Origin of the sequence: Pseudomonas sp. RIT-PI-q (assembly GCF_001297125.1) — a bacterium.
Classification (GTDB): Bacteria; Pseudomonadota; Gammaproteobacteria; order Pseudomonadales; family Pseudomonadaceae; genus Aquipseudomonas.
In genome coordinates this window covers 192136-216485 of record NZ_LHPC01000034.1, presented here as the reverse complement: position 1 = coordinate 216485, position 24350 = coordinate 192136, and the positions used below count along the sequence as shown (strand labels likewise).

The following is a 24350-nucleotide window of genomic DNA, read 5'->3' as shown; positions in this document are numbered from 1 at the left end:
ACCATGATCAATTGACGCATCCAAAACCGCACATCTATATTTGGGTGAGATATGCATCTAGGATTGCCACAATGATTAGGCGATGGACGTAAGTTACTATACAAAAAATTCTTTAATCAAGATTACAAATCCTTTCATGCATGCAACAAGCCAACGGCGCCCACCTTATAAATCAGCACCATAAGACGTTTTACTTTTTACCTTCCAATAATTTTTAGGGATTTCGCGATTCGCCAAGCGATGCTCGACTATCTTTTGTTCCCGAAGCTTAAAAAACTCCATGAAATTAAAAATAATAAATCCCTTATCCAACGCATCAAGTCGATCAACGGGTACGCGCGAACCGAATGCATACATGTCATTTAGTTCAAACGGAAAAACCACTTCGTTTCCTTTGAGAGAAACCTCTACCCGAAAAACGGATTTTCTGATCTCTTTTTCGTTGAATCGTAAATTTGCTTTGTATGCGTACCGCTTTATGTGCACCGAATTTACAAACTGCGAGAGGATCGTTTTGATATCCTCAAAAGCTGGCAGTACAACGTTTGAATAAAAGCGGTCAATCTCATCCCGTTCATAACCCTGCTCAATCATGCCCTTCTTACGATAATGCTCTTGCAACTCTCTTTCCCAACTCATTAAAATCAGCCCTAGCTCTACGTAATTTTGCGTCGAGCTTCAATCACTCGACGCTGCTTGCGCCTTTGGTCAAGCGATTTCAAGACATCTACCCACGATATTCGACCTACAGAGACATTAAAATACTCAGGTGCACCCTATTCTTGATCCGTTTTATACATCGCAGGATCTGTGGACAGAACCAACGGGCGTTACATGGCATATTCATGCCATGTTTGTCGCATTAAGGCGCTGCAGCGCTGCCCACTCCTATGCTCAGGATAAACTTTGAGCATTGCAGCTCATCGCTCATCAATTTCAAGCGAAAAGCATGAGATCACGAATTTGAATTTCAATGACTGGTTGGATCGCGCGCAATGGCCAAAAACGTGCTGTACGCGTTACAGCCCTAAATCTCTATCAAGCTGATCGGCCTGCATCTCGTCATTCGCCTTGCCGTGTTCAATGAGATACCGCTGCAACTCAAAACGAATATGGTCTTTGAGGCGGCGCCTCAGCGCTACGAGGCCGGAAACATCAGCCGTCAATTTGATATGAAAATCTCGGCGACACAGCGCATCACGCAAAACCTGGATCCCTGACAGTCCGATATCTGACTCATGCAATCGCACTAGCGGGTCGAGTCCAGGGGATCTGATGAAGCTGTCCACTGCCAACTGAACCAAGCCTTCAAACGTTTTGGCGTCACTTGACTGCTGCACCAATCGCCAGACCTGTGTTTCTAGCAGCTCATTGTGCATTCCTACTCCAGCGATCGTGTGCTTTCAGTCCTATCCAGATATTGTCCGGAACGGGTATTTCTTCAAAAACTGGTGAACAGGTTTTTGATATCAAACCGGAAAGCAGTGGCTTTCAGCCACAAAGGTGAGCGACTTTCCCATGCCCCATGGGCCGCCTTACGTCGGCGTTCATCCAGATAATTCGCAAGAAAAAGCGCAAAACAAATGCAACAGCCACGGTAAAACCTACATCGCTTCTCAAACGGGATCGCAAAAAGGAGGGTCTTCGAGATCGCTGCTTTTCTGTTGCCCTCAAATATAAAGATCCGTCGCGTCAAATTTTTTTCAAGGGGAGTCATGAAAATATATTTTCACGGGGCTGTTTCGTGGGCCTCGTTCCTTGTCGATCAGCAGATGAAAACACGCTTGGAAATGCCGCGATCTTCTGTGTCAATGCAAGTGAGTAATCCGTTTGCGTTGATATGTTCCGCGCAAACTATGCAGCTTCTAAAGATGATCAATGGAAAAAACCTAACGTGACCGGAACACTGATGGATACTCGCCTCGAAAGCCTCTGGCATCGCGAGCGCGCACGACGGGAAGCCCTATGGTGCCTGGAGAACTTACGACCCGGCGCTGAAGCAGCTCAAGCACAACTGGTTGTGCTCAAAGACATCGATGTTCAAGATCGAGAGCATCCGATTGGCGAGGCCTGTGCAATGACGATTGAGGAGCTGCGCGAACATGTGCCAGTAACTCCGTTTGAAGGAAGCGATGGTTATCCATTTGTGATCGTACTTGACCAGCACGTTCCCGAACCCTGGAGGATGCGATTTGGAGCAGCGACCGTGGGTTCGACTCGTCTACGTGAGGGCGGTTATGCCAGCGATTGGCGTCGTTTTCTAAGGCTATGGGAGCGTGAAATCCAGCACGTGATGGAACACAGGAAGGCTTGGCAAAATTGAGTTTAATTGAACAAATGATCACGTAATCTCGCCGCGACACTGTGAGTGTTTTATGCGGATGAACGATGACCCGAGTGGCACCCTCCAAGAGGCACTGATCAATCACCTCGGCGCGTCCACTCGATAAAAATCTCCACCGACCCCGAGCGACGATTTGTTGCTGCCGCTTGTAGAACAGCGTACCAAGATTTACTGCAATTCCCGCCGCTAATCAGCCGCACGAGAACCACGGGGAAAACATCTGTGCGTGCTATCAATCGTAGAAAGCTGTCCATCAAACAACGATTAAACGTTAGGAACAACGCTCGAGCAGTTCCTCTATCCGTTCGTTTATTTTTGAAAAAGACATCAAGGCATCCTTGCCCGCAAAGGCATCGGAGAGTTTGTCTTGAAGACGTCTATCCACACGGTCAAGACTAGCATAGCGTCTCATCCCCTCGTTCTCGTCGAGCAACAGCAAGGCGAGCATCAAGGAAATTCCTCGAAAAACCTCGCTGAAGTAATACGCTTGATTTTCGCAAAATGCCGCGTGAGTGCTTTGCAACATATCAATCGACATGCTGCGCAATGGCTCGGCTGCTGCTCCGGAGGCTTCATAGTGATCGAAATCTTTGGTGCCAGAAGCTTGAATGGATAACGCGTAACTCGCCGTGGTCAGTTGTCCTAATGCAATCAGTAGGTGATCCCGTGAAAGCCTTTCTACGATGTAATGGTACTGACAATAATGGGATATCAATTCCACTGTGCTGTCGGCGGTAAAGAAAAATGGGTATTCCCCATTCTGTCGTTGCTTGATGGCATGAGCCGCATGCCCAAATTCATGAACCAAGACCTCTATCGCAGAGGCAACGTATGACGGCATCACAATCAGATGCTGGTCGAGACCTGCTTTGAAGTGAATTCCCTCAGCGCCTGAATCCCCCCATTTTGAATTTGGTACGACTTCGACCATTACTGTGGAGAGGTCAACATCCATTAGCGACGAAACGTATTCTCTAGCCTCCTCGATACCTGCAGCCGTCACTGGTTGCTCAGCAAGGGCTCTTTGAGCTGCCCGCGTCCCGTATGCACTGCCGATCATTCGGTAAATTTTTGCTGAAACGGCTGCGGTTATAAACTCACCAGGAATCTCCAAGGCCCCTTCCGGCATTGGAGGCAGCGTGGGCATCGCGATCCCCTGCATAGACATTGCATCTCTTTCCCGAAGCGACCCTTTCGCGTTCAAAAAAGCTTCGCGTCGTGTCAATTCACTCTTAATCAAAACTTCAATGCCCATCTACGCGGCCCACCAAACTATAAATTCAACGACAAACCAACATGACGAACTGCCATGAAGGAGCTGGAACAACGTTACTGTGTTGATGCGTGAGAGAGCATTAGTAACGCCGCATCAACGAAACCTCTTTTGGCTATACGCCAAGGACTCAGAGCAGACTCCACGACACGCCGACATACATCGCTATTCCCTCCCCTGGCGTAGAGCGTGCCGCGTCCAATCCCTTGTCGTCGTAACCCGGCGTGACGGTGGCGGCATAGTGCTTGTTGGTCAGGTTGCGCATGTCGAGCCACGTCTGCCAGTCACCCTTGGGCGCGTTGTAGCCCAACGTTGCGCCGAACAACGCGTAAGGATAGGCGTAGTAGCTGTTGGCGTAATCGACTGCCACCTTGGACACTAACTGCGTGTTGAACGCAGCGAAGAAACCCTGAGACCAGTCATAACGCAGTTCGCCTTGGTAGTAGTGCATTGGCAGACCCGGCAGGCGGTTGTCGCCGAAGTGGTCGTCATCGCGGTAATGGAAGTCACTGAAGGTATAGCTTTGGCGCAAGCTCAATTGACCGCCGTTGGCCGGCGACCATAGGTTGGTTTCCAAGCTGGCTTCCACCCCTTGGTGGACGGTCGGGCTGGCGTTGAGTTCATACGGCGTGATGGCGTTGGCATCCGGCAACACCGACAGCAATTCGTGGCGTACCTGGGCGAAATACCAGGCCAGGCTCCAGTGCCCTATCGCGCTTTCCCCACGTCCGCCGATTTCAAGAGTGGTGGCTGTCTGGTTTTGCAGCTTGATCGGATCACTCTGAGAGCCTGTGGCTGCGCCACTGCCGGCCGGGAATCGAATGTGGGAGCTATAGCTCAGAGACCAGGGGTGTGGTGCCTCGACCGAGCGGCTGACGCTGCCGAACAGTTGCAGTTCAGGATTCACTTGATAACGCAGGGCCAGTCGAGGAGCGTAGTCCCAGTCGCTGAGGCTAGTCTTTCCACCTCCCTCTGGATAGGTCACGGCATTTTCACGACGGGTGTAAATGGCGGCGATGCCAGTCGTCAGCCACAGGTCATCGGCGATCTCCAGATCATTGCCCACATGCAGGACAGTGTCCGAACCCTGGTACGTGAAGTTGCGCATGTGTGTGCCGGGCGTGTAGCCGGCAGTGTTACCGGTAGGGATGCGCACGAGCTCGCTGGCGCCATCGTTCGGAAGATGCTTGGTCACACGAAGGCCGATGGTGCTCTGGCTTTCCAGGCCCCAAACGGTGTCGCGACGCTTGTAGTCAAATGTGCCACTGACATCGGTGTACGCAACCTTCAGACGGTTGTGCCCCTCACGTAAGTCCATGGGGTAGTCGTGATAGACAAGGCCCGTCTGGATGCTCGAATCATCATCGATGTAGTAAGTGGTCTTGTTGCCGACAAACGTGCTGCCTGGCTGTTTACGACTGTCGTCTCGCGATACGTATGCGGGGTTGGCCGCTCGTGGATGATGCTCGATGGAGTCCTTGGTTACCCGCCCAGCGAATTCGTTGTCGGTCTGGCGGTAGCGTATGTAAAAGCGTGTTTCCAGATTCGGATTAAAGCGATAACCGAAGTTAGCGATGACGCCTTGGCTTTCGCTGGCTGTGTGATCCTGATAGCCATCGGATTGTGCGTCGGTCGTGGCCACGTAATAGTCGAAGTTGCCCAGCACCTGTCCAGAGCTCACCTGACGCTGCTGATAACCGTGGCTGCCCATCCCGTAACGCACCTGCAACTTGGGTGCGTCGTATCCCGTGTGGCTGATGTAATCAATCGCCCCGCCCAACGCCAGGCCGCCCCTGTCGAAACCGTTGGCGCCGCGCAGCACTTCCACGTGGTCGAGCCACAGCGGTTCTAGCAATTCGTAGGGCGTGCCGCCAGGGCCAGTCAGAGGCAGACCGTCGAGCATGGCGTAAAGCCCCGAAGCATGCGCGCCCGGCGCACGGTTGATCCCTGAGCCTCGGATCGAAATCTTCACACCTTCATTCCCCGCAGACTGGGCATAGATGCCCGGCTGATAGGCCAGCACATCCTGGTTGCTGGCTACACGGCCCTGTAGGGGACGACGCATATCAACCACATTGGTACCGCCAGGTACCTGGCCAAGCCGGGCCTCAGCATCTTCGATCGACGCGTCTTCACCGCTCTGATCCTCAGCGCCGATCAGCACCAGCCCCAGCTCCATACTCTGGGCCTCTACAACGGCCGGGCAAGCAAGGGCCAGGCTCAGCAATGCAGTGGGCAGGGATTTGGACAAAGGCATCGATAAAACTCCAGACGTAAAAAAGAACTCGCAGCGCAAGGTGCGACGTATGAAAGAACGAATGAACGATATGGCAAATTGGCTTTTAGCCCGTTGAGCGGGTATCGCTTACCGCCAGAGCGTCAACGATAGAGCTGGAGGTAGTTGTCTGTTGGTCACGCCTCCCACTGAGATTCCAGGCGGCGGCTTGGGCTAGCTTTTGCGTGGGGGAAGACCCATTGCGCAACCGATGGCTATTGTCTTAAGCGCAATGACACGACAAGGTACGAGCGTCGCTTAGCCTGACAATCTCTGCAGGAAACTAGTCGTTGACCAAACATAAAACGTTGCGTGAATGATGACCGTAAACATCCATGCCCTGGTCTTGATGGCGGGTATTCTTGCTCAATGTTGAGAAGGCGTTCTGGCTGCTAGAGCAGCTGTGTATCGCGGGATATCTTGCGGCTCAAATTAAGAAAGCGGCCGAGTATAGTTCAACGGACAGGGGGAAAAAATGAGAAAGGTCAGCTTATTTTGAACTGAGATGAAAGGCTGGGTTTTGCCCACCCAAGATTGAACATGTGAGACGGACTGCTACGCGTATTCAATTGCATCGATCACGCCCTGGTGGATCATCAGGGCGCTTACGGCGTCAGCGGTGCAGAGCAAATTTTCTATCTCGTTTTACGTGCGACTCCACCCATGAGTTATGTAGTCAATGGCAACGATGGCAGCGGCCTCCGAAGCCACTTTGTGAAAGGTGTTGTCTTTGGAGCTGTCTCCAAAGTCGCTGATGCCACGGATGACCAAGGCGGGCACATTTTGCTTTTCGCAGGCATCGACCACGCCATAGGCTTCCATCTCAGCAACGCAGACCTTGTCATGTTGCGACCTGAGGCTAGCAAATAGTTCAGGGTCACGAATGAGCTTCTCGCCGGATGCAATCGTCGCGGGTGAAACTTTAAGCTTGGAAGCTACTTCGCCGGCAGGAGACTCGACCGGCATGGTAAATCCGAGAGTCGTCGCTCGCTCCTGAAGGCGCTCGGACAATAACCCTCCCGAGAAGTAGGTGCTGAGATCCTGTTGTATGGACATCCCGGGCTTTTGCATCTCCGGGCGTGCAGCTAAAACGCCATCCGCCAGTGCGGCAGCACCTTCGTAGTAGACAACGCGCTCAGAAATAACGACCTCCCCCAACACCGTCTTTGTCCGCATGCCGGCCGCGATGCCCATCATCAACACCATTTTTGGCTTCAACTCTGACAGGAGCTGGGTGGTGATTGATGCGGCGTTCACATTACCGGCGCTGCCGAGTGAAGCGACAGCACAAGAAACAGGGCCACCCGGCTTTTCAACGACCGTAGTCCAGAAGTGAATGCTGTTTGCGGAGCGACGGTGCGGGGTTCCATCCTGAATGCCGAATGCGAGTCTGGCGGCAGCGAGTTCAACGGATAGTGCTGTGAGGATCAACACATCAGGCGTACGCGAAGCCTGCTCGGCCTCCCGCTCCGCCTGGAAGAGACTGACAGACCGCTCCGCCAGTTCGTTCAACCCAAATATGGGTTCCTGCAGCGACAGGACATCCAGCTCTCTTTTCACCTGCTCACCTGTGACGGGGAACATTGATAGAGGATCCCTCAGAAAGTTTCCACGCAAGCCAAGGGCACCTTGGCCGTCGTCGCTGAAACCGCCTAACTGCAGATCAAACGGCAGAATAGGAAGCTTTCTTTTGGACATCTTGCGTGCGCGATCTGAGACGCCCTTACCCCCACCCAGAGCGATCATGGCGGTGGCGACTTCTACTTGCTCATCCCCAATGTTGCCACCGGTGATGAGGTCATCCTCCACATAGATGATTTCCGCAAACTTCAGCGCCCCAAGGCGGCGGATCAGCTTTCGTTTCTCCTCGGTCATTTTCTCTCGCATAGCAAGATCAGAGGTGATGATCTTCAGCTGGCGAGCCGGTACGTAGTTTGCCGACAGTTTTTCGGCCTCATACACAACTGTCCAGTCGAAGGTCAGCGGGTCTCCGCTTTCATTGAGAGGCTCTCCAGCAAGGTAGACAACCAATCCACCCTCAGCATCCAGGATGCTCTTGGTTAGTGCGCGAGTGAAGTTGTGCGCTCGATCAACGAAGGCCTTTTCTGTCTTTTTGTAGATGCTGCCTGCAATCAGAATGAATTCATTTTCGAGATTTGCCATCGTGACAATTCCAGTTGCTGAGTGGTGAATGGTGGGTGGTGGGTGGTGGGTGGTGGCTGATGTGGAACCGTTATGGCTGAAGCAGGGAAAGAATCTCATCCCGATTTTTTAACGCTAGCTGCAAGGCCTCGGGCCGTTGCCCAGCCTGAGCATCTGTCAGATTCAGCTGGAAAAGCATGTAATGCAGCAACGCCTGCCGGCACGCCACGTGTATCTCTCCATTCATCATTGCGTAGTCACTTTCAATGAGACGACGCTGAGCGGGACGCAGATCCGGGTGGGCGATGATGACGACCTCGACCGTTCTGTTCCATGCAATATCCATAGAGCTACGCTCTTGATCTGGGCCAGCATTTTGAGCGTTTCTAATACGCGATAAAGAGAAGTCCCTGAAATCCTCGCGTTTGTGGCAGTACGCTCTCACGTGCCAACGATAGCCGTCGTGCACCAAGGCATGAGGGGTCAGTTTGCGCTCACCGCCTTCGGGATCACTCATGGATTGATAGGTGACTTCAACTGATCCGCACTCGCGAATGGCTCGCAGTATCTCTCCCACAATGTTTGCATCAAGCCGACGCCCAAGCCTCGGAACGCCAGCGACGGGAGAATGCCATCCCAGGAAACTTCCGTACGGTACTTCTGGTTGAACGGCGACGCGTAAAAGGTCTTCGAGATAGCGCTCCAACGAGCTGGCCTCAAAGACTGAATGGAATGAACCTGTCGCCCGGTACACCCGCGCTCGCATGTCGTATTCCAAGTTGCCAGGAGCCAGCTGCGCGTACTCGGTCAGATCCAGCGAAGCCTGCGGCACCGAAATACCGAAGAAGTCAGTGAGACTGCTGCGGTTGATTTGCCCATCCCACCGCAACCGATAGTCGATGAATTCCAAGCGGCGCTCCTGCCCCCAACGTGCTCCCTGCCGTCCCTTGCTAGCGGGTTGGTCGTCCGTGGGTTTGGAGTCGTTTGTCATGTCGAACCTCGATAGCGTATAAAAACTAGACTACATATAAAAACTATGCGTATATTAATAATACGCTAGCCAGCTGTTTGGCGCAATTTCACCCTGTCACCCGTTGCGGTGCCTTGTAAGGAGTGCGGAAGGATCCGTTGAATGATGCGTACCAGGGGGTACGAATTGTTCGCCCTCTATCCGTCGGCACGGGTTTAGCTGCTGGTAAGAAGGCTGTTGCATTTATCTCAACTATTTCTAGGGGGAGCGGCAGATGCCACTTACCAATACGCAGGTCAGGTATTACGACAGCAACGTTCTGCGGCTGCCGAAGGATAAACGTGAAACTTACAACGCTCAGGTCAACCGTCTCATCGCCGCTTTGCGTGAAAAGCTGAAGGAGCAGGACAAGATCAGCATCAAGCGCGTGGTGAAGGCTGGTTCTTTCGCCAAGCATACGATCCTTCGCAAGACGTCAGAGGATTCTGTTGATGTCGATGTAGTGTTCTACATCAGCGGTAAAAAGGTGGACGAAGAATCCTTCTCAAGCCTGAGTGAAAAGATCCACGAGGCCCTGATCAAGCTGTATCCGACCAAGGCGGTCGAGGACTTCAAGATTCAGCGCAAGGCTGCGACCGTGACCTTCGTGGGTACCGGTTTGGACGTCGACATCGTGCCAGTCATTGAGAACCCAGATAAACCCAATTACGGCTGGCAGTTCGACCGTTTTGACGGCTCGAAAACCGAGACCTGCGCACCGTGCCAGGTCAATTTCGTGAAGGATCGCAAGAATATCGATCCCGACTTCCGCACCTTGGTGCGCCTGGCCAAACGTTGGCGTACCAAGGTCGAGTGCCCGCTCAAGTCCTTCCACATCGAACTGATCATGGCCCATGTGCTGGAGGTGAATGGGAAAGAGGGTTCGCTGGAAAAACGGTTTCGCGATTTCCTGCTGTATATCGTCGAGTCCGGGCTGAAGGAAGTCATCACGTTTGCGGAGAACGGAAAGGTATCCGCTTTCACAGATCCTGTTGTGATCCTTGACCCAGTCTGCGACACGAACAACGTGGCAAGCCGCATTACTGAGGACGAGCGCAAGGAAATCGTACGGCTCGCGGAGGAGTCTTGGGAGACCGCGCATTTCGCGTCTGTTGAGGACGACTTCGAGATCTGGAAGGAGTTGTTTGGCCGTTCCTTCAAGGTGGAGGATGCAGCATGAGCCAGACCGTCACGCAAACCTCAACCTACACCACCACGGACGTCGAGGCAGTCGTGCGGCGCCTCACTGCCGACCTTGTAATGATCGCTTCCAGCAGCGGCGCCGAAACCGAAGCTCGCGCCCTGGAGTGGGCCCATGACATCGAGCTGTTAGCCAAGCATGGCTACCTGGACTGCGTCGATCTGACCCTCATCAGCAACGGCATCGAGCAGAAGGCAACGCGGTTTTATGTCAATGAGTCAGGGTCGCTAGCCAATGATCGCCCGGGCAATGCACGGTGGCCAAAAATCGAGGGAGCTCACCTTCGCATCGTACTCACGCCTCAAAAGGCCTACGACCAAACGGCGCGAGAGAAGATGGCTGGCAAAATGAAAGCTTCGTGGTCTCCATCCAACGACGATATCAGTCACCCCACCCTGAATCAGAGCGGTGGTCGTGAATACTCCAGTAACGGTTACGGTATGCAGCGCAAGGACTACAACCCATGAGCAAAGACAGCGTATTCGATGCAGCGATCGACCTGCCTCAACGCCAGCTGACCGAGCGCGAGCAGGTCTTGCTGGGCTTTGAGGGTCGATATGAACGCATCCACAATCAACTCCGTTTACTGCTGAACCAAGGCCAACTGTCGGAGTGGAGCAACACTCATCACAACACCGTTTTGCCGATCTGCAACCTCGTCGGCGATCAGTATCCGCTCGTGATTTTTCATGGTGATGTGGGTACAGGCAAGACGGCGACAGCAGAGTGCATTGCTAACCGCATCGTTCGTGAATCGCGCACCGAAGACTCCGTCCTGTTCAAGCTGAGCAACCGTGTTCGCGGCTCCGGCAAGGTCGGTGAAATGGGTACATTGCTGACCCAGGCGTGGGAAGAAGTGACAGCGGCTGCCGGAAAAAATCGTCGCGCAATCCTGATCATCGATGAGGGGGATTCGATCGCAGCTTCCCGTTCGCAAAGTCAAAGTCACCACGAAGACAAAGTGGCTGTGAATACCCTGATCCAAGGGGTGGATGAGCTTCGCAAGTACGGCGGCCGAGTCGTGGTCATCCTCTGCACCAACCGGCTCTCTGTTCTGGATCCTGCCTTGCGCCGGCGTGCAGCAATTGTGGAGGAGTTCACCCGCCCCGATGCCGCCGAGCGTAAAACACTTTTCAACATGGATCTTGCGGGATTGGGCCTTTCGGATAAGCAGCTCACTGAGCTTGCTGCTGCCACTGGGGAGCGCAATGGTCAACCGGCCTGGACATACTCCGACATTCGAACCCGTCTCTATCCTGCTGCAATGGCTAAGGCTTTCCCTGATCGTGCGCTGAGCTTCAGGGATTTAACAGAGTCACTGCTGGCGATGCGGCCGTCTCCCGTCATGGAAGATAAATGACATCGCAACCGCTGGTTTAGTCTCGCAGGGCGGTGAGTGGAGGTCTCTGCTCACCGTTTTCCTATTGAGCGTTTCTGACTCATGCGCTGTCTGCTATCTACGAAAGCCTTAGTTCAATTGGAGAGTGTATGAAAATCGATAAAGAAATTTTCGTTTCGGTCGACGTGGAGGCGTCAGGCCCGATTCCTGGCAAATACAGCATGCTGTCTATAGGCGCCTGCGTCGTATCTGCCCCCTCCCAACAGTTTTCTTGCTACCTGAAACCCATTTCCGATGAGTTTGTCCCCGCAGCAATGGAGGTCACCGGCTTATCCTTAGAGAAGCTACGCGAAGAGGGACTTGAGCCGGTAAAGGCGATGACCCAGTTTAAAGCTTGGGTTGATTCGTTGACGGGCGAAGGTGAAACGGTCGTGTTCGTAGGGCTCAACGCGTCTTTCGACTGGGGGTTCGTCAATTACTACTTCCATCAATTCCTGCAAGAGAATCCATTCGGCATCGCCGCGCTGGATATCAAGTCGATGTACTTGGGTGCTTCTGATTGCTCCTGGAAAATGACTCGCTCAAGTGAGATTGCAAAGGTCGTTCATCCAAAGAACGCCGGGGATCACGACGCCCTGCACGATGCAATTTATCAGGCTGAGCTGTTCGACCTTATTCGCAAGAAGGTGATGGCCAAATAAAACGCTTCATCATCCATGCTTCTTCTGAGATTCGTATTTGCTAATCATCTCCACTTGTGGGGGTGATTGTAAGGCTGGGCCTGCTCACGTTCAGACCTGAACGCCGGGAAATTGATATCCCGCATCATTCTACCAATCTCGAAGACTGCCGCCCTACGTACATCCTTGACGGGTTCCACCCTTTCACCCGTGACATTCTCCAGATAGTAGCGTCCATCACAGCGAAGGTCGTCAAACAAAAAACTCATGTCGAAAACGTAATCAGGGGTAACTTCACCCTCCCCGCCTAGTATTCCAGCGGTGATGGAGTGATTGCCTCCATTCACAAAACCGATGCCCCACGGCAACCAAAGTTCTATCTGATGGTTTTCGTCTTGGCACCAAGGCCCCTGATCCACCTGACTCCACGGGTTTCCATTGTCTACCGCTTTGCTCGAGCCGATGGTCGCCAAAGCATTAACATAACGGCCAACATCCCAAGCCCAAGGAAGCACGGCATCACGCGACAGCTTCACACTAAATGCTTTGCCCTCCAATCTAGTGCCACGCAGACTCATGCCATCTGGGGTGAACATTCGATCGCGTATAGCTTCGCCGAAGAATTTTCCAGGCTCAATGGTGGACATAGCATCTTGTCCGCGCTCTGCCACACCAAGCAGACATTCAGATTGAAGTGGACGCAGAATGGCGCGCACCAGATCAACCAATCCACGCGGATTGGTTTCAGCGATCAGCGTTGCCGTTTTCAGCAAACGCTCGAAGCGAGCCAGTGATCGCAATTCAAATCCTTCCATTTATTTTCCTTAATTCTCGAGCACAAAATAGCATGCGAGCAGCTCCTCAGCGGGGCGTAACTGCTCGCGAAGAAGCCGGCACATCCTAATTCGATGCTGAATGACCTGATGCTTTCACCGGCAAGCCACGCGTTCTAAGATTGATCCGAAAAGAACTCGGGTTGGTCGCCGTTTAATTCAAAACAAAATCTACCGGCTCCAGGAGTGGTGGCAGATGTGTCGCACCTTGGGCCGCTAAAACATCACGCTCGATGATTCGCACGAGCGCATCCGTAGGTAGCTGGTGTTCATCGCGGCCAAATGGGTCTTCCAGTTCATCGGCAATCGCGTCCAGACCGAAAAAGGTATAGCTGACAATGGCGGTGAAAATCGGTGTCAGCCAGCCTAGCGGTTGGGCCATAGCGAACGGCAACAGGATGCAGAACAGGTAGATCGTGCGATGCAACAACAAGGTATATGGGAACGGCAGCGGAGTGTTTTTAATACGCTCACAGGTCGCCTGGATATGGGTCATGCCTGTCAAATGATTCGCCATCAGCGTATAGCGCCATTCATTGATGGCGCCCGATTCGGCGAGTGTCGAACACTGTTGGCCAACCTGCATGAGAATCCCGCCACAGAGGTCGCCGGCGTTGTCCTTAGGCAACGGGTTGAGCCAGGCGCCGCTGGCTGCCAGTTCATTTTCTTTACGCAGTTTGGCGTTGAGGGCGTGGGCGAACCCGCACAGGTTGCTAAGGATGCTATGGCGCTCATCCTCATCCTTGATGACCTGGGTTTCGCGGGTCATGCAGCGAATCTCTGTTAGCAAGTCACCCCACGCTTTGCGCGCTTCATACCAGCGGTCATAACAGGCATTGTTGCGAAAGCTCATGAAGATCGAGAGCGACAAACCCAGCAAGGTGAACGGTGTAGCGCTGACCTTAGAAAAATAACTCGGGTGGGACATTTCGACGAGCACAATGACCGAAGCAAGTAGCGTGACCATCAGGGCGCGCCAGGCAATTGTTTTGGCGATTGAGCCCTTAAGCGAAGTCAGAATTCCGATCAAATTGGGTTTGGATCTGACAATCATGGTCTTCAGCCGCCTGTCATGTTCATGAAGCGTACAACCTGAATGTCATCGCTCACGTCAAAATTGTGCCGATAAGGCTTTAGTTTCATCGCATCGATAATGGCGTTCTCCAAGTGTTCGGGGTGTCCGGGTTGGCTGCGTAATACAGCTTTGAGATCGACGGAATGCTCATTACCCAAACACAGAATCAGACGACCTTCCACGGTCAGTCGAACCCGATTGCAGGTGCCGCAGAAGTTGTGGCTGTGGGGTGAAATGAATCCAAGGCGGATCTGCGGTGCTTCGGCCAAACGCCAATAGCGCGAAGGGCCCTGGGTCGACTCGGTTGACTCGATCAGAGTGTAGCGTTCCGCAATCCGTTCTCGTACCTGGGCGCTGGAATAAAACGACTCCGCGCGGCTGTGTTCATCGATTGCGCCCAAGGGCATTTCTTCGATAAACGAGATGTCCAATTGCCGATCAATAGCGAAGCTCACCAGGTCGTTAATCTCGTGATCGTTGCGCCCCTTCATCACTACGCAGTTGAGCTTGGTATTGCGAAAGCCTGCCTTGTTGGCTGCGTCGATGCCTTTGATCACCTGCTCAAGATCGCCGGTGCGGGTCAGCTCGCGAAAGCGTTGCGGGTTCAAGCAATCAAGGCTGATATTGAGGCGACTAACCCCCGCCTCAAACAGCGGAGCGGCCAGTTTGGTCAGCTGTGAGCCGTTGGTGGTCATACACAGTTCTCGCAGACCACTCAGGGCTGCGATTTTCTGGCACAACTGCACCACGCCTGGGCGGATCAACGGCTCTCCCCCAGTCAGGCGAATCTTGCGGGTGCCCAGCGCGACGAAGCGTTCAGCCAGTTGGTACAGCTCTTCCAGGGTCAGTACCCGTTGCCGGGGAAGGAACTGCATGTCTTCGGCCATGCAATACACACAACGGAAATCGCAGCGATCGGTGACCGATATCCTTAAATAGTCCACGCGCCTGTCGAACCCATCTATCAAGACTCGCTCCGACATTGCATCCTCATCTACACCGCGCGCCTCGAATGAATATTCGTGGTCAACGGAATTGTTGAATGCAGGCTATGTGCGGCGGGACGGGACGTCCAATCACTATTACTAACCGGTTGATCGACGGGCTCTATGATGGATCTATTTATTATAGATCCGACCGGGCGAGAATAATGAAAACCAGAAGCTTGTGTGAGCAAATAGTGACGAAGATCTTGGGGATAACCTCTTCAGTGAGCTCGAAAACTTCAAAGGCTCCTGAAAGCCCAAGTCAGCCAGCGAGGCAGGTGAGTTCACCGTGCATCGCAGGTTTAATTTTGCAGAAATCCCCTCGCACAGATCGAATACTGTTCACTGCTCTTCGTAAGAGCTCGCACACCCAGCCCCCTTTCAAGTCGATGTGAGATGCCTAAAAATTGCTGTCATTGCCATCTACTGTACCTGCTCGACGAGCATCCGAAACTGCTAGACGCAGCCATTTGGCCAAGCTAGTTTCCATTGAGAACACTCAGCCTAGGCGTACGCGATCATACCGGTCAGCTACAACTGAGGTGCTCCCCCTCATTTTTGAATTTTCCAACTCAGGGCGCGACATGCACACCATCAGGAAAGTGGTCATTCAAAACTTCAAAAAATTCAAAAGTCTCACCCTCGATTTTGAGTCTTGGAAGAATGTGCTGATTGGCGGTAACGAGGCGGGAAAAAGCAGCGTTTTGCTTGCCTTAGATCTCGCCCTCGGTGGAAGTCGCAACCGCATCGAAGCTCTAGGGGTAGAAACACTGCTCAACAAGGAAGCGGTGGACAACTTCCTTGCAGGCGACAAAAGCCTCGATAAACTACCCGAGCTGGTAGTCGACGTTTTCGTCGAGGAAGGTGATGATGAAAACTTGTATGGAACCAACAATGCCCATCAACGCAAGACTGACGGTCTGCGCATGATCGTGGCGGTCATGGGTGAATACGGCGAAGCAGTACAAGCCATCTTGGCAGACGCTCATCCGAATTTCCCTTTCGAATACTACGCGGTGCGATTTGAGACGTTCGCCGGCAGGCCTTATGCGGCTTTCAATCGCCCTTTCAAGCACCTGATGCTGGACAGCTCACGAATCGATGGCGACTACGCCTCCCGTGAATACACCAGAGCCGTATACGCTTTCAACGCGCCGGTAGAAAATCGCTACAAACTTGAAAACTTGTATCGACAAGGAAAGCAAGCGTTTACAGGCCAACACCTGGCCGATCTCAACGCTAACCTGCCGGCCTACCAATTCGACGTACGCAGCAACACCCGATCGAATCTAGAAACTGACTTGATCATCACCGAAGACGACATACCGCTTGAGAATCATGGCAAGGGAAGACAGTGCTTCATTAAAACTGAATTCGCCCTGAGCAAGCATAAACAGGGAGGTCTGGATGTATTGCTCCTGGAGGAACCTGAAAACCACCTCAGCCATTCGTCCATGAAAGCACTCGTCGCCAAGCTGGCGCAGAACAAGAGCACACAGCTTTTCATTGCCACCCATAGCAGCCATATCTGCTCAAGGCTTGATCTTCGGCACGCCCTTCTGATCGGCCCAAATGCAGTTGCTGGCTCCCTTAAGGAGCTGTCCGAGGAGACCGCTGAGTTCTTCATGAAAGCGCCAGACAACAATGTTTTGGAGTTCGCGCTTTCGAAGAAGGTGATCCTGGTTGAAGGTGATGCCGAATTCATTCTGGTCGAGGAGTTCTACAGGCAATGCACACAAGGGCGTCTGCCAGAGGCCGACGACGTTCACATAATCTCCATCGGTGGTACCAGTTTCAAACGATACATGGAGCTCGCAAACCTGCTGGGAATTCGGGTCGCAGCGATACGGGACAACGATAAGAATTTTCAGAAGAACTGCGTGGAAAACTACGTCGACTTCGTGTCGTTCAATGCCAAAGTCTTTGCTGACCCGGACAATGACCGCTCCACCTTCGAAATTGGGCTTCACAACGACAACGTGGAAACTTGCAAGACCGTTTTCGGGCCAAGACGAAAAACTCTTTCACCCTTGGAGTACATGCTGGCCAACAAGGCCGAGGCAGCATTTGAGCTGCTCAAGGGCAAGCCTGGCGACCTCACTGTTCCGGCCTATATCGTCGAGGCCATCCAATGGATAAACGAGTAATGTTCGCTGTCGCAGGGTCAGGAAAAACGACCCTGCTGGTGAAGCGCCTGAGCCTCGAAAAACGTGCGTTGATAGTGACATACACGGAGAACAACTATCGCCATCTGCGCGACAGCATTATCAAGCGGTTCGGTCACGTCCCGAAGAACATCAACCTCCTGAGCTTTTTCACATTCCTTCACAGCTTCTGCTATCGCCCTCAGCTACAAGTGCACCTTGAGACTGAAGGAATGAGCTTTCGTATACCCCCCGCCCATACGTTGAGACTCAAGCGGGACGATATGGACTACTACATCAATCCAAACGGCTACCTCTATCACAATCGACTCGCTAAATTGATTGAGGTTGCCGAGGCGATCCCTGACGTCATAGCGCGTATGGAGCGCTTCTACGATGAGTTTTACGTCGATGAGGTTCAAGACCTTGCGGGTCATGACTTCAACCTGCTGATGGCATTGTCGAAGGCCAAGGTCGAAATGCTGTTCGTCGGTGATTTCTACCAACACACCTTTGACACCAGTCGTGATGGAAACGTGAACAGCTCACTGCACAACGACATCAGCAAATACGAAAAACACTTTCGAAAAGCAGGCGTCACCGTCGACAAGGAAACATTGAGCCGGAGCTGGCGGTGTGGGCAGACCATATGCGACTTCATCCGTACACACCTGCAAATTGATATGCACTCACAGCACACCTATGAGACCGCCATCATCCCGCTTTCCACCCAGGCGGAGGCTAACGCTCTGCACGCGGATTTAAACGTCGTAAAGCTGTTCTACCAAGAGCATTACAAGTACGGCTGTGTCTCTAACAATTGGGGGGCGAGCAAGGGGCTAGACCACTACAACGACGTGTGCGTGATACTGGGCGCCACCCACTGGAAGAGTTACGAAAAACTCTCCCTTGACGCGCTCAATCCGCAGACAAGAAACAAGCTTTACGTTGCTTTCTCACGGACACGCGGAAAGCTATACATCGCACCTGACAAGCTTTTTAAGCCCTTCAAGATAGGATAGAGCGGGCTCTCGCAAGCGTCTTTTGTGATCAAAACACGTCATCTAAAAACGATCTCAGTGGACTCGATCGAATCGATCTAAGGCACCGTTCTCATGCAACCAATGGGCGACGACGTATGAGCCGCCATCAATTGTCACCACGATGTCGTAATACTCGACACGGTATCGATGAGCAATGGAGGGAGTATGAATGGGTAACCCCTCAGGGAAGTTTCTCACGGAGTCACAAAGCAAAGGCCCAGTCATTCGTGGAGGTCGCTCCAATGCGCACAGCAGGTAACCCACGATGTCCGGATCAGCGATCGCGGCACGCGCACGCAAGATAACGGTAGGTAACTTATGCAGCCTGAAGGCTAACATGTCGGCGCCAAACGTCTTGATCCAATACATCCCTCCCCCCAAATATCAGTATTCAGATTCAAAGGATGAAAGCGAACGCAAAGCCATCCACCAGGTTTGCGAGGATGACTGTGCGCCATTCGATATCGAATGGTTAAACCCTCAAATCTCAACGATAAAGTCGGCGTTGAAACCAGTCTCTTCCCCTGGATAACCTCTTGGGTTCGAGATCAATCGACAGCCATTTTCAATGTAATCATTCGCTAAATGGGTATGGCCATACACCCATACGTCTGCCTTCCTCATCAGATCAGACCAATCGTTCGCATAAGCCGCATTTAGATACCCGCCCAGCCTTTCCGATAGCGCTGAAGGCGTTGGCGCATGGTGAGTGACAACTACCGTCCTACCCTCAAACGGCACGTCCAGTTTCTCCGACAGCCATGCATACGTTTTTCTTGATTCGTACGCCAGATCATCAGGTCTCAAGCGTCGAAAATCACCTCCAGTTCGGATGACTACAAAGTCATTCATGCACGACCAAGCCTCCTTTTTTGCGGCGATTACATCACCGTCCAGCGAATAATCTGTCCAGGCAGTGGCACACAGAAATCGCGTCTGATTGAACAAAAACGCCTCGTTGTTCAGCACATGAACGTGGGGTAAGGCGCCGTCTTTCATATTGATTAGCGTGAGTTCCAAATGCCCCTTATAGAACTCGTGATTCCCGCATACGTACAGCACAGGGCAGTCGAACGTCTTGTTGGCCCACTCTACGCCTCGACCTTTTATGTGAATATCGCCCGCAAGGATGACCAGGTCAGCATCAGTCGACACAGGATCGAATGACGCAAACTCGAGGTGTAAATCCGAGTAGATTTTAACTTTCATCACGAGGCCATTTCGTTGAGAAAGGTGGGTGAAAAGGTAGGACTCGCCTCACGAAAATTTCGTTCTGACGCACTTCGCTGCAGGCAAGAGCCGAGCATCAAGCTGCCTTAACGCTGGCTCTTAGAGCCGCAATTGCGCGCAGGTTGGTGTGTTTGCGAGAACCACGGCCAGCGAGGATATAAAGCGTTTCGTCGCTTTCGAAAAAACCGTCATCGAAAAAATCCTGGAACGATGTACAAACGCTTTGTCCCGGCGCCTTCGTGCCACTGCTATGGCTGATTACAGACTGGGCATAAAGCACTACGGGCTGCTGTCCTCTGGCTTTTAGCTCTTTACGCAGGGGCTCACTGAGAATCACATCCAACAGCATCCAATTTCTTACAATGCAGTAAGGCTTACTCGGAAAGACCTCCCGACTTAGTCGAATTAACTCATCATCGTTGAGCCACGAACCATGCAAAGGCCGAGCAAAACCGTAAAAAAGATCGCCTAGTAAATCTGAATCTGAAACCACCGTAACAACCTCACGCACAGCTATACCGTTGGCAGGTTTGCCTGGAGCGGTTGTTCTGTCCAAACGACATTCCCTAGAAAACCGCCTCTCAAGAATCGCTCAGCTCGCCACCCTCGATTTAGATCTATATTGATGATCCTACCGATCACCTCTTCCAAACGAGACCAAGTATGCGACCTTTGATCCTCTCATATCAATATCTAGATTTGAGTAGATCCTCTCGATCGCGGCATATCCATTCGTTTTAACGATTCGGAAAATGTCCGTGCGTAATGCTTTGGCCACGATACTCAGGCTGCTTCGAAAAAAACGCGGCCTGACGCAGCACGATTTTTCAGGTGCAGTCGCGCAATCTCACGTCAGCCATATTGAGAACGGGAAGACCTCCCCGACGCTCGATTTACTCGACGACCTGTGCGGTACGCTGGGTATCCATCCCGTTGCCTTCATCACACTTGTTCATGCAGCACAATCGGGCAGCACCTCTAGAGATGTGATGGAAAAAGCCAGCGCGGATCTGGAAGCTTTGGCTCTTTTTGATGATCGTCTCAGTGAGCAGGAGGAACTCTCCCCCCACCCTCGGATCACGCAAGCCGTTGAGGTTTGGCGCTCTGTCCAGCAGATGAAGGCCCAAGGTCATTCTCGAGCCGAAACCATGAAGGCGTTAGGTGTTGCGAAAACTACCGTCCAGCGGTATTGGAATCGCCCACTGGATAGCTGATTTCAGAAGCAATGCTCTCTCTCACCTCACCTTCACACAGCTGCCGCTGGTACACGCTCACCTCATCTTATCAGTTGAATACCGATCAACACCCTCATGCCTTGCCCCTCAGACATAGAGCTTGTCGCTGGGTCAGTTTTGATAGCGCTTGTATGGGTTGATTTTTTTCATGCAGATCAGCCATAGCTAGCGAATACTCTATAGCGGATCTATTGATGACCTGCACTCAGTGCACAGTTGAAGATGTACTCTGTCGCTGGCGATGACTGACTGGAGAATTCATGCCCCGCCATCTTGAATCCTGGAGATCAACGCAGAGTGATCATTGCTCGAAAAAAGCTTTCGCAGCTTTAGCCGTAGTGATCCCTTCAAGGGTCGGCCGCATAACTTCACTGATATATCGCGGCAGGGGAATTTTAAAAGCGCCGTCCTTATCGCCTAAAATCAATTTGTATATTGTATTTGATATCTGACTTGGCTTTATGTGGCTAAGTCTGAAAAACTCTCGATGCCCTTGTTTCGGTGGACGAGCTTCGAACGCTTCAGCGGCCTGAATAATGTTTGAAGGGATTAGATTTCCCGCATGTGCGGCGCCATTGATATTTTTGCGACCTATCGCTTTTTCAGCGCCTTTCACAGCCCCCCAAATGAAACCGAAAATCTCACTGATGGATTTCGACGGCAACAGGGATTTCAAAGCAGAACGAGCTGCAGCCCATGCCTTGAAATTGACACTGGACAAACTGACCATATGAGCAAGATATTCCATGAGTTCTTCGATAGCCAACTCATACATCAGCTCGATCAACGCAGCACCGTAATCAGTTTTGATCTCGGAAAACTCGTTCCAAAGACATATTCGCAATAAATCAATTTCAAGGGGCTTACCCGTTTCGTCACTGGCTGAGACGTTAGGACGCCAGAGAAGAAAATCAGTAAACTCATGCATCCTGCACAACTCCAGGCTACTGTGAGTCGTTTCCTCAGATATAAGAATTATTTTCCGAGCAAAGAGTTCATTTTGGCAATGCGCATGAAAAGCAGGTGTAGGTGCGAACTTTGGATCATGTTTCTGAAGCTGATAGATAGAAAAACTTGTTCGCCCCAGATCGTTTTCCATCGTGAGTGCAGAAAGGAGAATTATTTTTTCTCGAATTGTAAGATCTGCATAGGGGATCCGACCTTTTAGACCCTCGCCATTGGATTTATTGATAAAAGCGTGTCTGCAACCCTCGCATCCGCATCGTCCATCGAAAGTTTCATAGACATGCGCACATCCCGTGCACGCTGGAAGAGGAATCTGGCCCAACTTTGCTCGTCTGCGCTGTGTCGCTGGAGATGAGCAATAAGGGCATGTCAGATCAGCGCGAGAAACCAGAGGAAACAGCTTAAGCAGAGAGCTTAGGTTTGTTTTGATATCAAACTCCCGTATGAGATCTCCTGTCCTTTCCCCCGAAAAATATCGTTTATAGATCTCTTCAATCTGCGCTGGAGAGAGATGAGCCATGGGTTCAATCAATGGTTCCACAGTCGGTGAAACCTGCGCTAATGATTGCTCTAGGGATCCTGGCTCAAATTCGGATGTGGACATCTGTCTCCTCAATGCTTGATTGATTTAATGAAATAAGAATTGCTGGTGAGCTATTCGAGGTGGCACAGCGCGACAATTGCTGCCTGAGTAAAGTTCGCAGGTCTGCCAGGATAGGTAGTTTCACGCCTCAAACCGGCCTCACCGAAGTTTATTGAACACTCCAGACCTTAATCCTGAAGACTCATAGCTATTAATATCAAGTATAAGCTTTATTTTTCCGCGCAACCTATACCCAGAGATTATTGCTTGGCCAACTTTAAATCAGCGATATGCCGTTCTCTAATTTTAAAAAACTCTATAAATTGAAAGATAATGAAATCTTTGTCCAGTGCATCCAGCCGATCAGCTTTTACGCGCGCACCAAAAACGTAGGTATCATTTAGTTGGAATGGAAAGGCGACACCACTCCCCCGCAATGAAACTTCTACTCGAAAAACAGACTTATACATTTCACTTTCTTCAAATCGAAAAGTGGCCTTATAAGTATACTTCTTGATACTTACATTGCTTACAAATTGCGAGAGTAATTTTTTTATTTCTTCAAATGCAGGCAGCACAGCATCCGCGTAAAAACTATCAATCTGATCTCGTGTATAACCTTGCTCTTTAATTTCCTTCTTACGGTAGTGCTCTTGTATCTGGTCTTTCCAGTTCATTAAATTCAGCCCCAGAAAACCGTATAATATTAATCATTCTGCGTTGCCCGCTCCCCTAGGATGACGAGGCAATCAATGAGTTGCTCGGGACGATAGTCCATCCATAGCTGTATTAAAATGCTCAGTTTGTAGCGATATTTGATCCGTTTTCTCCGTTCATCTCTAGTAAGAGGCAAACGCTTTCGCATGAGTGCCTTTCACAAAATGACGTTCATCTCCCATACTTACCCGCGCCTCAGCAGCGCCAGTTCGGGCTCCCCGCCTTGCCCGCACGCATGCCTATCAGGAAGCTAGAATGGACTACACGCAGTCACTGATCATTTTGGTCAGCGTTTACATGATGTCGCTTATCAGCCCGGGCCCCAATTTCATCATCGTGACGAAGACGAGCATGTCCGTCTCACGCTCGGCGGGATTGTTCGCAGGTTTAGGGTTGCAACGGCATCGTTGACCTGGGCTCTCCTGGCGATGGCAGGCATTGGGTTACTGGTCAATCACTTCCAATGGCTGCACCTTAGCCTGCAGCTTGTTGGTGCACTCTATTTGATCTGGATAGGGACGAAGATGATCGGCGGTGCGGCCAAGCCTTTACTGATGGAAGAACCCACTGCGATGTCTTGGCAGGCCGCGATGTGCCGGGCCTACCTGATCAGCATGACCAATCCGAAATCCATCGTTTTCTTTTGCAGTATCTTTGGGCTTGTCATGCCTGCCCATGCACCAATCTGGTTCTATGGCGTGGTGGCCGCACTATGCTTCCTGCTGTCAGCCCTGTGGCATTGCAGCTTGGCGTTTTGCTTCTCCAACCAGGGGGTCGCAAACTATTTTCTTCGCTTTAAATGCCGAATCGAACGGGTGATGGGCGCAGCCTTGGTTATCCTTGGCGGTCTGCTGCTGTGGGTTCGTTAAGGGCATGGCGGGGAGCTTTGCAGGTTCACCCTCGTCGAGGGTGCCTCGATCGCGCAGGACTGCTCTGAGCTAATACCCAGCTGACCTGCTGCTTCACTGCTACGCTTTAGTCTCCTTTCGAACGGAGTCGGAACATGCCCGAGCAATATTCCCTTCCTGACATTCTGGCAAGAATGTATGAAAACCAACTCGCAATCGAAGCAGCGTTGATGGAGCTTGTCTTGCTGGAAGAGGAGCGCGGGTCATCAGAGGCTTGCGACAACGCTCGTGGTGCCCTTCTAAGGATTGGCGAAAACGCGGGGCACATCAAGCAAGGCATAGCGCGCTTAGGTGGTGCGGTGGGTACCTCAGAGTACTAAGTGATCTCTGGCAAAAGAGTCACCAAGGGCTAAGCTTTGTCGCATGC

Annotated in this window: 24 protein-coding genes; 11 read left to right on the top strand and 13 right to left on the bottom strand. The window is 51.8% G+C overall.

The features are described from left to right. Positions 1-165: 165 nt before the first annotated feature. Together AEQ67_RS18500 and AEQ67_RS18495 are read right to left on the bottom strand one after the other, a co-directional pair. Positions 166-639, bottom strand: a complete 474-nt coding sequence (locus tag AEQ67_RS18500) for a hypothetical protein (protein ID WP_152974871.1) — start codon at positions 637-639, stop codon at positions 166-168. A 380-nt stretch (positions 640-1019) separates the two neighbouring features. Continuing rightward, positions 1020-1379 carry a hypothetical protein gene (locus AEQ67_RS18495; protein WP_059405273.1) on the bottom strand — a complete coding sequence of 120 codons (360 nt, stop codon included), beginning with the start codon at positions 1377-1379 and terminating at the stop codon, positions 1020-1022. Positions 1380-1840: 461 nt separating this feature from the next. Here AEQ67_RS18495 and AEQ67_RS33940 point away from each other — a divergent pair, with 461 nt between their 5' ends. Further along, entirely contained in the window at positions 1841-2323 is a 483-nt protein-coding gene (locus AEQ67_RS33940; protein WP_236710368.1) for a hypothetical protein, read from the top strand. Positions 2324-2615: 292 nt separating this feature from the next. Here the strand turns inward: AEQ67_RS33940 and AEQ67_RS18490 are convergent, their stop codons facing one another. From AEQ67_RS18490 to AEQ67_RS18475, 4 genes are all read right to left on the bottom strand, one after another. Continuing rightward, positions 2616-3599 carry a hypothetical protein gene (locus AEQ67_RS18490; protein ID WP_152974870.1) on the bottom strand — a complete coding sequence of 328 codons (984 nt, stop codon included), beginning with the start codon at positions 3597-3599 and terminating at the stop codon, positions 2616-2618. A gap of 148 nt (positions 3600-3747) precedes the next feature. Further along, positions 3748-5874, bottom strand: coding sequence for a TonB-dependent receptor family protein (locus tag AEQ67_RS18485; protein ID WP_059405271.1), 2127 nt, complete (start codon positions 5872-5874; stop codon positions 3748-3750). Between the two features lie 663 nt (positions 5875-6537). Next, a complete protein-coding gene (locus AEQ67_RS18480; protein WP_059405270.1) occupies positions 6538-8055 on the bottom strand; it encodes a phosphorylase family protein in 1518 nt (505 codons plus the stop codon). Positions 8056-8125: 70 nt separating this feature from the next. Then, positions 8126-8944, bottom strand: a complete 819-nt coding sequence (locus tag AEQ67_RS18475) for a helix-turn-helix transcriptional regulator (protein WP_236710366.1) — start codon at positions 8942-8944, stop codon at positions 8126-8128. A gap of 334 nt (positions 8945-9278) precedes the next feature. On the opposite strand from AEQ67_RS18475, the gene AEQ67_RS18470 reads away from it, so the two are divergent. The 4 genes from AEQ67_RS18470 (at position 9279) to AEQ67_RS18455 (ending at position 12284) form a co-directional block, all read left to right on the top strand. Beyond that, positions 9279-10223, top strand: coding sequence for a CBASS oligonucleotide cyclase (locus AEQ67_RS18470; protein WP_059405268.1), 945 nt, complete (start codon positions 9279-9281; stop codon positions 10221-10223). Continuing rightward, positions 10220-10711 carry an HORMA-1 domain-containing protein gene (locus AEQ67_RS18465; protein WP_059405267.1) on the top strand — a complete coding sequence of 164 codons (492 nt, stop codon included), beginning with the start codon at positions 10220-10222 and terminating at the stop codon, positions 10709-10711. Before AEQ67_RS18470 ends, AEQ67_RS18465 begins: the two co-directional genes overlap by 4 nt. Beyond that, complete coding sequence (locus AEQ67_RS18460) at positions 10708-11604, top strand: AAA family ATPase (protein ID WP_059405266.1); 897 nt, start codon at positions 10708-10710, stop codon at positions 11602-11604. The genes AEQ67_RS18465 and AEQ67_RS18460 overlap by 4 nt, the downstream gene beginning before the upstream one ends. A 128-nt stretch (positions 11605-11732) precedes the next feature. Continuing rightward, the gene (locus tag AEQ67_RS18455) at positions 11733-12284 is read left to right on the top strand and encodes a 3'-5' exonuclease (RefSeq protein ID WP_059405265.1); all 552 of its coding nucleotides are present in this window, start codon (positions 11733-11735) and stop codon (positions 12282-12284) included. Between the two features lie 44 nt (positions 12285-12328). Here the strand turns inward: AEQ67_RS18455 and AEQ67_RS18450 are convergent, their stop codons facing one another. The 3 genes from AEQ67_RS18450 to moaA form a co-directional block, all read right to left on the bottom strand. Further along, positions 12329-13078 carry a DUF6710 family protein gene (locus AEQ67_RS18450; protein WP_059405264.1) on the bottom strand — a complete coding sequence of 250 codons (750 nt, stop codon included), beginning with the start codon at positions 13076-13078 and terminating at the stop codon, positions 12329-12331. A gap of 172 nt (positions 13079-13250) precedes the next feature. Then, positions 13251-14150: a bestrophin family protein gene (locus AEQ67_RS18445; protein ID WP_059405263.1), complete on the bottom strand. Its 900-nt coding sequence runs from the start codon at positions 14148-14150 to the stop codon at positions 13251-13253. 5 nt (positions 14151-14155) lie between these two features. Then, positions 14156-15154 carry a GTP 3',8-cyclase MoaA gene (gene moaA, locus AEQ67_RS18440; protein WP_059405262.1) on the bottom strand — a complete coding sequence of 333 codons (999 nt, stop codon included), beginning with the start codon at positions 15152-15154 and terminating at the stop codon, positions 14156-14158. 587 nt (positions 15155-15741) lie between these two features. Here moaA and AEQ67_RS18435 point away from each other — a divergent pair. Beyond that, positions 15742-17304, top strand: a complete 1563-nt coding sequence (locus AEQ67_RS18435; protein WP_059405261.1) for an ATP-dependent nuclease — start codon at positions 15742-15744, stop codon at positions 17302-17304. Further along, positions 17289-18323, top strand: a complete 1035-nt coding sequence (locus AEQ67_RS18430) for an AAA family ATPase (RefSeq protein ID WP_059405260.1) — start codon at positions 17289-17291, stop codon at positions 18321-18323. Before AEQ67_RS18435 ends, AEQ67_RS18430 begins: the two co-directional genes overlap by 16 nt. Positions 18324-18824: 501 nt before the next feature. Here the strand turns inward: AEQ67_RS18430 and AEQ67_RS18420 are convergent. Together AEQ67_RS18420 and AEQ67_RS18415 are read right to left on the bottom strand one after the other, a co-directional pair. After that, positions 18825-19553, bottom strand: coding sequence for a metallophosphoesterase (locus AEQ67_RS18420; RefSeq protein ID WP_059405258.1), 729 nt, complete (start codon positions 19551-19553; stop codon positions 18825-18827). A gap of 97 nt (positions 19554-19650) precedes the next feature. Then, the gene (locus AEQ67_RS18415; protein ID WP_236710365.1) at positions 19651-20130 is read right to left on the bottom strand and encodes a DUF6957 family protein; all 480 of its coding nucleotides are present in this window, start codon (positions 20128-20130) and stop codon (positions 19651-19653) included. Between the two features lie 196 nt (positions 20131-20326). Here AEQ67_RS18415 and AEQ67_RS18410 point away from each other — a divergent pair, with 196 nt between their 5' ends. Continuing rightward, positions 20327-20788, top strand: coding sequence for a helix-turn-helix domain-containing protein (locus tag AEQ67_RS18410; RefSeq protein ID WP_059405257.1), 462 nt, complete (start codon positions 20327-20329; stop codon positions 20786-20788). 322 nt (positions 20789-21110) lie between these two features. Here AEQ67_RS18410 and AEQ67_RS35260 read toward each other — a convergent pair whose 3' ends face one another. Together AEQ67_RS35260 and AEQ67_RS18400 are read right to left on the bottom strand one after the other, a co-directional pair. Further along, a complete protein-coding gene (locus AEQ67_RS35260; protein WP_152974869.1) occupies positions 21111-22379 on the bottom strand; it encodes a hypothetical protein in 1269 nt (422 codons plus the stop codon). Positions 22380-22618: 239 nt separating this feature from the next. Next, entirely contained in the window at positions 22619-23035 is a 417-nt protein-coding gene (locus tag AEQ67_RS18400; RefSeq protein WP_059405255.1) for a hypothetical protein, read from the bottom strand. A 295-nt stretch (positions 23036-23330) separates the two neighbouring features. On the opposite strand from AEQ67_RS18400, the gene AEQ67_RS36060 reads away from it, so the two are divergent. The 3 genes from AEQ67_RS36060 (at position 23331) to AEQ67_RS18390 (ending at position 24303) form a co-directional block, all read left to right on the top strand. Beyond that, entirely contained in the window at positions 23331-23486 is a 156-nt protein-coding gene (locus AEQ67_RS36060) for a hypothetical protein (RefSeq protein ID WP_201782084.1), read from the top strand. Then, positions 23483-23944: a LysE family translocator gene (locus AEQ67_RS18395; protein ID WP_201782083.1), complete on the top strand. Its 462-nt coding sequence runs from the start codon at positions 23483-23485 to the stop codon at positions 23942-23944. Before AEQ67_RS36060 ends, AEQ67_RS18395 begins: the two co-directional genes overlap by 4 nt. Before the next feature lie 134 nt (positions 23945-24078). After that, positions 24079-24303, top strand: a complete 225-nt coding sequence (locus AEQ67_RS18390) for a hypothetical protein (protein WP_059405254.1) — start codon at positions 24079-24081, stop codon at positions 24301-24303. The last annotated feature ends 47 nt before the right edge of the window (positions 24304-24350 follow it).